We start from the raw sequence: 10,546 nt of genomic DNA on the forward strand, positions 1-10,546 counted from the left end.
CGCGGAGCCTGCCATGACCACTCCGTCCAGACGCGCGCTGCTCGGCTGTATCGCCGACGATTTCACCGGCGCCACCGATCTCGCCAACATGCTGGTGCGCGGCGGCATGCGCACGGTGCAGACCATCGGCGTGCCCGCGTCGAACGATGCCGTCCAAGCCGACGCGCTGGTCGTCGCGCTGAAATCGCGCACGATTCCCGCCGCCGACGCGGTCGCGCAATCGCTCGCCGCGCTCGACTGGTTGCGCGCGCAAGGATGCCGCCAGTTCTTTTTCAAATATTGTTCGACGTTCGATTCGACCGACGCCGGCAACATCGGTCCGGTCACGGATGCCTTGCTCGACGCGTTGTCCGCAGAGGTTGGCGCAACGGCTTTCACGATTGCCTGCCCGGCATTTCCCGAGAACGGCCGCACGATCTATCGCGGCTATCTGTTCGTCGGCGACACCTTGCTGAACGAATCGGGTATGGAAAACCATCCGCTGACGCCGATGCGCGATGCGAACCTCGTGCGTGTGCTGCAGCGACAGACTGGATCGAAAGTCGGCCTCGTGCGTTATGACACGGTGGCAAAAGGCGTGTCGTCCGTACGCGATTCCCTCGATGCACTACGCGGCGATGGCGTGCGAATAGCGATTGCCGACGCAGTATCAGACGCGGATCTTTATGTGCTCGGCGAGGCATGTGCCGACCTCACGTTGATCACCGGTGGCTCCGGCGTGGCGCTAGGTTTGCCCGCCAATTTCCGTCGCGCTGGTTTGCTTGCGGAAGGCAATGATGCCGCGCAATTGCCGCGTGTCGAAGGATTGTCGGCGGTGCTGGCCGGCAGTGCTTCGAAAGCGACTAACGCGCAAGTGGCGGTCTGGCGCGAAACACGGCCCGCGTTCCGCATCGATCCGCTGGCGGCGGCACGCGGCGAACCGGTGATCGAGCAGGCGCTGGCCTTTGCGCAGCCGTACCTGGACAAAGCCGAGCCCGTATTGATCTACGCGACCGCCACGCCCGACGAAGTCAAAGCGGTGCAACGCGAGCTCGGCGTCAACGAAGCGGGACACCTGGTTGAATCCACGCTGGCGTCGATCGCACGCGGTTTGCACGAACGCGGCGTGCGCAAGTTCGTGGTGGCGGGCGGTGAAACCTCGGGCGCCGTAGTGCAGGCGCTCGACGTGCGCACGTTGCGGATCGGCGCGCAGATCGATCCCGGCGTGCCCGCCACTGCAACGACGGACGCCGACCCGCTCGCGCTCGCATTGAAATCCGGCAACTTCGGCACGACCGACTTTTTCGACAAGGCGCTGCGTCACCTCGATGGAGGTGTGCAATGACCGGCACACCCGCACTCCACACGACGAGCGAAGCACGCGTGCGCGAAGAAATCTGCGTGACCGGTGCGAGTCTCTATCAACGCGGCTATACGGTGGGCAGCGCGGGCAACATCAGCGCGCGCCTTGACGACGGCTGGCTGATCACGCCGACCGATGCCTGTCTCGGCCGGCTCGATCCCGCCGATATCGCCAAGGTCGATTTCGCCGGCAATGCGGTGTCCGGCGGCAAGCCGTCGAAAACGCTGGCGCTGCATCGGGGCATTTACGCACGCAATGGCGAGGCACGCGGCATCGTCCACACGCATTCGACGCATCTGGTTGCGTTGACGCTCGCCGGCGTATGGCACGACGACGATGTTCTGCCGCCGATCACGCCGTACTACGTGATGAAAGTGGGTCACGTCCCCCTGATTCGTTACAAGCGCCCCGGCGACCTGCAAGTGGCCGAGCAGATCGCCGCACTCGCCGGCACCGTTCGTGCGGTGTTGCTCGAGCGCCTCGGCCCGGTGGTGTGGGAGCGTTCGGTGGCGCAGGCGTCGTATGTGCTTGAGGAGCTCGAAGAGACCGCCCGCCTGTGGCTGATGACGAACCCACGACCCTTGCCGCTCGACGAAGCCGCGCTCGAAGAACTGAAAACCGTATTCGGCGCGCGCTGGTAGACGCATGCGCCATCGTGAGATTTTGTGTGCGGAGCACGCATTCATGGCTGCTTCCGCGCGCTGAACGAAACCGTTTTAAAGGAGTTGCTGCCATGCCTCGCTTTGCTGCGAATTTGACCATGATGTACAACGAGCACGCCTTCCTCGACCGTTTCGCCGCCGCGGCTAAAGACGGCTTCAAGGCTATTGAGTTTCTGTTCCCCTACGATTTCCGTGCCGGGGAAATCAAGGCGCGGCTCGAAGCGAACGGCCTGACTCAGGCGCTCTTCAATGCGCCGCCCGGCGACTGGGCCGCGGGCGAACGCGGCATTGCTTCGCTGCCCGGGCGCGAAGACGAATTTCGCCGCAGCATCGAAACCGCGCTCGATTACACGCGCGTGCTCGGCAATCGCAAACTGCATGTGATGGCCGGTTTGATCGGCGCAGATCAACCGCGGGCGAAGCATCGCGAGGTGTATCTGAAGAATCTCGCTTATGCCGCGAAGGCCGCGCAAGGGGACGGCATTACTGTCGTGATCGAGCCGATCAATACGCGCGATATACCGGGCTTCTTTCTGAACCGCCAGGATGATGCGCAGGCGATTTGCGCGGAAGTGGGTGCACCGAATCTCAAGGTGCAGTTCGATAGTTATCACTGCCAGATCGTCGAGGGCGACCTCGCGGTCAAGCTCAAACGCGATATGGCAGGTATCGGCCACATTCAGGTCGCCGGCGTGCCGGAACGTCATGAACCCAATATCGGCGAACTGAATTATCCCTACCTGTTCGATCTGATCGACACGCTAGGCTACGACGGCTACATCGGTTGCGAGTACCGCCCGCGGGCCGGCACGTCGGCTGGGCTCGATTGGCTTAAGCCGTATCTAAATGCCGCGCGCTAGCAAGCGACAGAGCAGCCGATCATGCAAGGACAAAGCACATCATGAAAGTACTGATTACCGGCGGTGCGGGTTTTCTCGGCCAGCGTCTCGCGCGCGAATTGTTGGCGCGCGGTTCACTGAAGGATGAGCACGGCAAGCCGCAAGCGATTACCGAACTGGTGCTGCTTGACGTGGTGCACGGAAGCGATTTCGGCGATGCGCGTGTACGCACGGAAGTGGGCGATATCGCCGAGCGCAGCGTGCTCGAGCGCGTGATCGACGACAGGACGTCGGCCATCTTCCATCTTGCCGCGATCGTGAGTGGGCAGGCCGAGGCGGATTTCGATCTCGGCATGCGCATCAATCTGGACGCGTCCCGTCTGCTGCTGGAAACGTGCCGGCAGCGTGGGCATGCGCCGCGTGTGGTGTTTACGAGTTCTGTGGCCGTGTACGGCGGCGATCTGCCCGCAGTCGTGCAGGACGACACCGCGCTGAATCCGCAATCGTCGTACGGTGCGCAGAAGGCGATCGCAGAGTTGTTGCTCAACGACTACACGCGGCGGGGTTTCGTCGACGGGCGGGTATTGCGCCTGCCCACGATTAGCGTGCGCCCGGGCAAGCCGAATGCGGCGGCCTCGTCGTTCGCGAGCGGCATCATTCGCGAGCCGCTGAACGGCGAAGCGGCGGTGTGCCCGGTAGCGGGCACGATGCGTTTGTGGCTGTTGTCGCCGCGCAAGGCCATCGAAAGCCTGATCGCCGGACTCGAAATCGATGCCGCTGCGCTCGGCAACCAGCGTGTGCTGAATCTGCCGGGGATTTCGGTGAGCGTCGACGAGATGGTGGCGGCGCTGCGCGAAGTAGCGGGAGAAGAGGCCGCGAAGCGGATCGTGTGGCAGCCGGATGCGCGGGTGGAGAAGATCGTCGGCAGCTTGCCGGGGCAGTGGGATCCCTCACGTGCCGAACGGCTCGGCTTGACCGGCGACCACAGCTTTGCCGATGTGATTCGCGGCTATATCGCCGACGAGGGTATTCAGATCCGCTGATAACGCGCGTGTTGAAGCTGCCATTTCAATAATGGCATCCCGGACAGCAGAACCGTCCAAAGCCTCATGCCGGCAGGCGTAAGAACACGCTTGCCGGCATGAGCGCGTCAATCTTCAGACCTTTTGACGGGTCACGGCTAAACGCCACCGGCCTGCAGATATTCCCTGGTCCGAGGCCGGCTTTGCTTGACATGGTTTCGGGCGCACGCCTATTATCGAGCCTAAGTTGTTCGATATATGACCTTGTGTTCGTATATAGAACAAATGGGCTGAGATCCTGAGCCCGTCGTTCATCATCCTGCGCTAAGCTGATCAGTCGCGACGGCTGCCATGTGACCGTTCCCGTTGCGTCAGCCGGGTCGATACCGCACGGTATCCAGCGCGCGTCACGCGCGAGCGGCCGGCGTCACGAACCGATATCCGCTAGCGGCGCAGCGCATGCAGCACATCAACTGGAGACATCACATGACCGAAGCATTCCTGTGCGACGCGATTCGCACCCCCATTGGCCGCTATGCGGGTTCGCTGTCGTCGGTTCGCGCCGACGATCTGGGCGCGGTGCCGCTCAAAGCGCTGATGGAGCGCAACAAGGACGTCGACTGGAACGCGATTGACGACGTGATCTACGGCTGCGCGAACCAGGCCGGTGAAGACAACCGCAACGTCGCGCGCATGTCGTTGTTGCTGGCCGGTTTGCCGCAAGGCGTGCCGGGCTCCACGGTGAACCGCCTGTGCGGCTCGGGCATGGACGCCGTCGGCATTGCCGCACGCGCGATCAAGTCGGGCGAGGCCGCGTTGATGCTGGCCGGTGGCGTCGAAAGCATGAGCCGTGCGCCGTTCGTGATGGGCAAGGCCACCAGCGCGTTTTCGCGCCAGGCCGATATCTTCGACACGACGATCGGCTGGCGTTTCGTGAACCCGCTGATGAAGCAGATGTACGGCGTCGATTCGATGCCCGAGACCGGCGAAAACGTCGCGACCGATTACAAGATCAGCCGTGCCGATCAGGACGCGTTTGCGCTGCGCAGTCAGCAGAAAGCAGCACGCGCACAACGCGACGGCACGCTCGCGCAGGAAATCGTCGGCGTGACCATCGCCCAGAAGAAGGGTGATCCGATCACGGTGTTGCAAGACGAACACCCGCGCGAAACCAGCATCGAAACGCTCGCCAAGCTCAAGGGCGTGGTGCGTCCGGACGGCACGGTCACGGCAGGCAATGCGTCGGGCGTGAACGATGGCGCGGCGGCTTTGCTGCTCGCGAATGAAGAGACCGCCAGGCGCTTCGGCCTCACGCCGCGTGCACGCGTGCTCGGTATCGCAACGGCAGGCGTCGCGCCGCGCGTGATGGGCATCGGCCCGGCGCCGGCCACGCAGAAGTTGCTGGCGCGTCTGAACATGACCATCGATCAATTCGACGTGATCGAACTGAACGAAGCGTTCGCGTCGCAAGGCCTCGCGGTGCTGCGCGCACTCGGCGTGGCCGACGACGACGCCCGTGTGAATCCGAACGGCGGCGCGATCGCGCTCGGCCACCCGCTCGGCATGAGCGGCGCGCGTCTGGTGACCACCGCGATGTATCAACTGCACCGCACGCAAGGCCGTTTTGCGCTGTGCACGATGTGTATCGGTGTCGGTCAAGGCATCGCGATCGCGATCGAACGTGTGTAACGGTTTGGCGTTTGCGCGGGGAAGTGCCGCAGCATCTTGCGTGTCGACGCTTCGCGTATAGCAGTCCCGTAGCCGCATAACGAACAGCCCCTTCGCTCAGGCGACGGGGCTGTTTTATTTCGCGCGGCGCGTGAATTCACAGGCTATTGAATTGATGTTTAATCGGTGTTAATGCGATTTCCTATTGCGTTGCAGCGAATGTCGTCGATAAAAGAATAATGAAAACATTGGGCCGTCATGCAGTATGTATTTAATGCTTTATGCATAGCGAGTATTGTCGCCTTATATAGATGATCTGGCAGGTTAAAGCAATGCTGTCAACTCGCTAGATGCCGCTACGACGGCACGTTGTGGCATTTTGCAGCATGCCGCACGCTGATTTTAAAATCAGCAATATAAACGGCCGTAGCTTCTTGTAAGGCATGTACAATCGTTGCGCCGTACCCTTTTAGTAATTGTCACCCCGAAACTGTATGCATTCGTGGCGTTAATCGGCATCCTGCGGTTTCAGATCGCCATAACGCCAGATCGAACAATTTCTCGAGGAGAGAGTAAATGAAGGCAGCGACGATTGGAGCAGCGTTGATGGTAGCGGCTTTCGCCGCGGCACAACCGACGTGGGCGCAAGATGCGATGGCCAGTGCCGCGCAGGGCATCGTCAGCGCAGTGCAACCGGTGCACGTGAAGGCGCAGATCGTCGGTATCGATCCGGGCACCCGCACACTCACGCTCAAAGGGCCGGGCGGCAACGTGGTGGTCGTGCTGGTGAGCCAGGAAGTCGCGGGCTTCGATCAACTGAAGATCGGTGATCGGGTGGACGTGCTCTACAAGAATGCGTTGCTGGTGAAGGCAGACAAGGTCACCGGTCCGGACAAGGGTATTCGTGCGCGCGTCGATACCCAGGTGTATGCCCCGGCCTCGGGTGGATTTGCATCCGCGCGTCAGGTCGAAGTGCTCGCCACCGTGCAGAAGATCGATCACAAGAAACGCCTCGTCACGCTGCGCGGCGCGTATCAGACGCAAACGCTCGAAGTCGGACCGGACGTCGATCTGAAGGGTGTCAAGGTCGGCGATACGATTCACGCGGTATTCGTTTCGGCAGCGGCCGTGCAGGTGACGCCGCAATAGTTGGCACCACATCAGGTGGCGCAGTCAATGCCACGTCAGCAAACACCCCTCATTGCAGGGGTGTTTGCTTTTCTACGGCACGAAAGTACGAAGTTCGAATCGCGAGGGGCGCGCTATCGAGCCGCCGGTGGCCCCAGGCCTAACCATGCGAGCCGCCCCAGCCATCGCCTGACGAAACCACGTCTGGCAGGCAGCGCGCAACTCAACGACACGCGCGCGGTGCGTTCGCTATCCGTGCTGAGCCACACGCGTTCGCCGCGTTGCAGCCGGAACTCGTTGCCGGGTTCGAGCCAATGATCGTAAGGCGAGCTGACGCGCGTGAGCCATAGGCGCGCGCCTTGAACACTGAGCGTGCTGTCGGCATCGACAAGCCACGTCAGCGTCGCGCCTCGCACTACGGAAAAATGTACGACTACCTTCGGCAGACGCTCGTCCTGTTGATATGCAGACAGACTTGAGTCGTCATCCATGCACTGCGGGCTTGCCTGATCCATCTTGCTCTCCGTAATCGAGCCGGCGGACGGAGGCACCTACAAAACAAAAGGCCCCTTCCGTTACCGGCGGGGCCTTTGGGTCCTGTTTGCAGATTCAGACTGCTAACGCGCACATGCTCCCAAACGCCTGCCGATGATGGCATGCATTGTTCGGTTTTTAATCGCAACTGCGATGGAGGTGTGCGTCAACATGCGAATGAGTGTGCCGTTTTGCCGCACGTCTTGTCAATAAAAAAATCGCAATGGATTCAAGCGACAACGCGAGGCAGGCAGAGCCGGCTCGTTTTGCTTGCTGAGACGCTGACGCTGATTTGCGCGGCGAGTGCGCTTCGCAATGCGTAGCGCTTGCGACGGATGGCGCTGCCGGTATTGTCGCCCTGACGTTCAGCCAGATAACGTGCCGGCGGTGCGAGAACGAACCAGCCATTCCAGCGCGCGAGCGCCCCGCACTCGATCGACAGCCGATCGTAGTCCGCGGCCACGCGACGCTTTCTCAGGCAATAGCGCCAGTTCGCGTAGATGTGCGCCTGCTTCGAAACGATGAAGGTGCCGCCTGCATCGAGCGCCGCGGCGACACATTGCGCGAGGTAAATCACCAGCACTTTCGGCCGTAGTCCGTACCAACGCTTGGTGAGCGCGCGAAACAGCTCGCGGCCATTGACCGACGTGTCCGGACCCTGGACGGAGCCGATGCAAAGACGCGGCCGCCGCACTTTGCCGCCGAGATAGGCGAGGCTGAAGGTGCAGGAGACAATGCGCCGGTCCCGCGCATCGCGGATGCACAAAGTCCAGTCGCCTTCCTTCTGAAACTGTTCGATCGACTCGAGCGACACGTGCCAGCGTTCGGCGCCTACCTCAAACGATGCGATCGGCGCCGAGCCGGCTGCGGTGATGCGCGCGGCGAGTTGCGGCACGCGCTGCTGGGTCAGCGCGTGATGATCGAGGCTCGCCGTGAGGCGTTCGCGCGGACTAAAGCGGGTATGGAGGAACGGCCGATGCATGCGTTCGAGCGCGGTGGGATGACGTCGCACCAGATCTTGCAAGGGTGAAATGGCGCAGCCTTTGAGCCATACTTGCGTCGAACGCCACGACATCAGCGAGCGCAGCCATAAGCGCAGGCGGCGCCAGCGATGAAACGCGCTGGTGCCGGGATAGAGTGCATGAGCGGCTTGCTGAATGACCGCAAAGGACGCAGTGGCTCTCGCGAACCACGGCGAGCGGGCGCGAGCCCCCTGGTTGGAAACGGTCGTCATGGCAGATCCCTTGGCTATTTCAACGAGGCGATGCTAGTGGCGGGGATTGCGCTACCGTGTCGAATTGCTTGAGTGTTTGTCGAGTTTTGTCGCGCATGTCGCATGATGTGCGGCGCATCCGCTATGCTGTGCGTCGAGCCGCCTCGTCCGGTTCGTTGCCGGCCGGGTCCGCGCCGTGCGGATGCGCGTGCTGAGCGGCGCCGTCGCTTGCTGGCCGTGCAGCGCTCCATACTGTTGCCCGCCGCTATTAAATGAGTTAGCCCTGAACGATTCGTCCCATGCCATTCCGGATCCTGCTTGTCGAAGACGATGACCGCTTGTCCGCGCTGGTCGCCGGTTATCTGCGCAAACACGAATACGAAGTCGAGGCTGTGCTGCACGGTAACGACGCCGTGCCGGCGATTCTCAAACGCCGCCCAGACCTGGTGATTCTCGACGTGAACCTTCCCGGCAAGGATGGGTTCCAGATTTGCCGCGAGGCGCGTGAGAAATTCGACGGCGTGATCATCATGGTGACCGCACGCGATGAGCAGTTCGACGAAGTGCTGGGCCTTGAATTCGGTGCGGACGACTACGTGCACAAGCCTGTCGAGCCACGTGTGCTGCTGGCGCGCATCAAGGCGCAGCTGCGCCGCGTGAGCGCACGCACGCCGGAGTCCGGCCGCCCGGAGAGCTATACCTTCGGCAAGTTCGAGATCAGCCGGGCCAGCCGCACGGTCAAGCTGCCGGACGGCAGTCTGCCCGATCTGACATCGGCCGAATTCGATTTGCTGTGGGCGTTGGTGAGTTGCGCGGGCGAGGTGGTGAGCCGCGACGAGCTCATGCGGCAATTGCGCGGCATCGAATTTGACGGCCTCGACCGCACGATCGACGGCGGCATTTCCAAGCTGCGCCGCAAGCTGCATGACGACGCCGGCACCCCGCAGCGCATTAAGACGATACGCGGCAAGGGCTACCAGTTCAGCAAATCGGCGTGGGATTGACGAGGCTTGCGACGGTTGCAGTTGAGTTGCAGCTCGACGGAGTCCGCGTCAAGTTTCAATTGAGTAATACGTCGAAATATCGGCCGACAAAACTCCACAAACGCGGCATCAAATCGACAGTCACGCGAGACGGGGATGATTAGCATCGCAGCCTTGTGTAATGACAGGCTTATCGATGTCCGCTCGCGTTTCCCCACTTTCCCGCCATGCCGTGTTGATGATTCACGGCTTGGGTGGCACACGCCATGATTTCGGCGCGCTCGACCGCAAGTTCGAGCAGATCGGTTGCGACGTGCATTTGCCGTCTCTGCCGGGCCACGGCTCGAACCCTGACGCGCTGAGCCGCGTAACGTTGAGCGACTACATGCAGTTGCTGAGCGGCACCTACCGTGAACTGGCTAAACGTTACGAGCGAGTCGACGTGGCGGGCATTTCGATGGGGGCCTTGCTTGCATTGATGTTGAGTGCGCGGGAGCGCATGACGACAGGGCGTCTGATTCTGCTTTCGCCGCCGTTATTCCTCGACGGCTGGGGCGGTTCACGCCTGCGTCCCTTGCGCTACCTGATGTATTGCGTGCCCGGCCTGCGCCGATTGATTCGCGTCCCGGAGGGCGAGCCGTTCGGCATCAAGAATGCGCGCATACGCAACCTGATCCGCCGTCATTTGCAGAAGGGGAGTGGCGTCCACTATCCGTATGTGCCGTTGGCGGCGATCGAGCAGGTCGACTGGATGCGCTTCGCGGTGAAGCGAGCCCTGAGCCGCGTGACATGTGAGACCTTGGTCATGCATTCGGAGGAAGACGAAGTAACGAGCATCCGCTCCGCAGAATTCGTGTGCGAACACCTGGGAAGCCGCGCCGTGACCTTGGTACGCTTGACCGACAGCTACCACATGATCACACTGGACAACGAACGAGACAGGGTAGCGGAGCAAACCTTGGCATTCGTACAGAGGGCGTAAGAGGCGAGCGGAAGGACAAGCAAAAAACGCAGTCCAGAGCAAACAAACCACCGACGTCGCACCGAAGAAACCAAGCTAAACTGCCGATTGGTTTTAAGAAGAACGCTTCGGCGCGCGTAGCGCCGCCGGAAGTATGACGCCCTTGTCACAAGCTTATGCACGGGCACGAACAC

General features: G+C 61.7%; 10 protein-coding genes. 8 read left to right on the top strand and 2 right to left on the bottom strand.

Features of this window, described 5'->3' with window-relative positions:
- Positions 1–13: 13 nt before the first annotated feature.
- From otnK to M0D66_RS34370, 6 genes are all read left to right on the top strand, one after another.
- Entirely contained in the window at positions 14–1,324 is a 1,311-nt protein-coding gene (otnK, locus tag M0D66_RS34345; protein ID WP_093634766.1) for a 3-oxo-tetronate kinase, read from the top strand.
- Positions 1,321–1,983, top strand: a complete 663-nt coding sequence (locus M0D66_RS34350) for an aldolase (RefSeq protein WP_093634765.1) — start codon at positions 1,321–1,323, stop codon at positions 1,981–1,983. Before otnK ends, M0D66_RS34350 begins: the two co-directional genes overlap by 4 nt.
- Positions 1,984–2,075: 92 nt before the next feature.
- Complete coding sequence (gene otnI / locus M0D66_RS34355) at positions 2,076–2,864, top strand: 2-oxo-tetronate isomerase (protein ID WP_266212634.1); 789 nt, start codon at positions 2,076–2,078, stop codon at positions 2,862–2,864.
- A 41-nt stretch (positions 2,865–2,905) separates the two neighbouring features.
- Complete coding sequence (gene denD, locus M0D66_RS34360; protein WP_266212635.1) at positions 2,906–3,886, top strand: D-erythronate dehydrogenase; 981 nt, start codon at positions 2,906–2,908, stop codon at positions 3,884–3,886.
- A 465-nt stretch (positions 3,887–4,351) separates the two neighbouring features.
- Positions 4,352–5,554, top strand: a complete 1,203-nt coding sequence (gene pcaF / locus M0D66_RS34365) for a 3-oxoadipyl-CoA thiolase (protein WP_200620377.1) — start codon at positions 4,352–4,354, stop codon at positions 5,552–5,554.
- Positions 5,555–6,109: 555 nt separating this feature from the next.
- Entirely contained in the window at positions 6,110–6,682 is a 573-nt protein-coding gene (locus M0D66_RS34370) for a hypothetical protein (protein WP_266212636.1), read from the top strand.
- A gap of 113 nt (positions 6,683–6,795) precedes the next feature.
- Here the strand turns inward: M0D66_RS34370 and M0D66_RS34375 are convergent, their stop codons facing one another.
- Positions 6,796–7,176, bottom strand: a complete 381-nt coding sequence (locus M0D66_RS34375) for a DUF2917 domain-containing protein (protein WP_211709078.1) — start codon at positions 7,174–7,176, stop codon at positions 6,796–6,798.
- Positions 7,177–7,424: 248 nt separating this feature from the next.
- Positions 7,425–8,429, bottom strand: a complete 1,005-nt coding sequence (locus M0D66_RS34380; protein WP_211709079.1) for a DUF535 family protein — start codon at positions 8,427–8,429, stop codon at positions 7,425–7,427.
- Between the two features lie 278 nt (positions 8,430–8,707).
- Here M0D66_RS34380 and M0D66_RS34385 point away from each other — a divergent pair, with 278 nt between their 5' ends.
- Positions 8,708–9,412, top strand: coding sequence for a response regulator (locus M0D66_RS34385; protein WP_211709080.1), 705 nt, complete (start codon positions 8,708–8,710; stop codon positions 9,410–9,412).
- Between the two features lie 175 nt (positions 9,413–9,587).
- The gene (locus M0D66_RS34390) at positions 9,588–10,373 is read left to right on the top strand and encodes a carboxylesterase (RefSeq protein ID WP_211709081.1); all 786 of its coding nucleotides are present in this window, start codon (positions 9,588–9,590) and stop codon (positions 10,371–10,373) included.
- Positions 10,374–10,546 lie beyond the last annotated feature (173 nt).

It is taken from the genome of Paraburkholderia sp. SECH2, from assembly GCF_030464795.1.
Taxonomy (GTDB): domain Bacteria; phylum Pseudomonadota; class Gammaproteobacteria; order Burkholderiales; family Burkholderiaceae; genus Paraburkholderia; species Paraburkholderia aspalathi.

What these genes read in the sequence shown, in the direction of transcription:
- M0D66_RS34350 (WP_093634765.1), top strand. Translation starts at nt 1,321, where the DNA reads ATGACCGGCACACCCGCACTCCACACGACGAGCGAAGCACGCGTGCGC.
- otnK (WP_093634766.1), top strand. Translation starts at nt 14, where the DNA reads ATGACCACTCCGTCCAGACGCGCGCTGCTCGGCTGTATCGCCGACGAT.
- otnI (WP_266212634.1), top strand. Translation starts at nt 2,076, where the DNA reads ATGCCTCGCTTTGCTGCGAATTTGACCATGATGTACAACGAGCACGCC.
- M0D66_RS34375 (WP_211709078.1), bottom strand. Translation starts at nt 7,176, where the DNA reads ATGGATCAGGCAAGCCCGCAGTGCATGGATGACGACTCAAGTCTGTCT.
- M0D66_RS34385 (WP_211709080.1), top strand. Translation starts at nt 8,708, where the DNA reads ATGCCATTCCGGATCCTGCTTGTCGAAGACGATGACCGCTTGTCCGCG.
- denD (WP_266212635.1), top strand. Translation starts at nt 2,906, where the DNA reads ATGAAAGTACTGATTACCGGCGGTGCGGGTTTTCTCGGCCAGCGTCTC.
- M0D66_RS34380 (WP_211709079.1), bottom strand. Translation starts at nt 8,429, where the DNA reads ATGACGACCGTTTCCAACCAGGGGGCTCGCGCCCGCTCGCCGTGGTTC.
- M0D66_RS34370 (WP_266212636.1), top strand. Translation starts at nt 6,110, where the DNA reads ATGAAGGCAGCGACGATTGGAGCAGCGTTGATGGTAGCGGCTTTCGCC.
- M0D66_RS34390 (WP_211709081.1), top strand. Translation starts at nt 9,588, where the DNA reads ATGTCCGCTCGCGTTTCCCCACTTTCCCGCCATGCCGTGTTGATGATT.
- pcaF (WP_200620377.1), top strand. Translation starts at nt 4,352, where the DNA reads ATGACCGAAGCATTCCTGTGCGACGCGATTCGCACCCCCATTGGCCGC.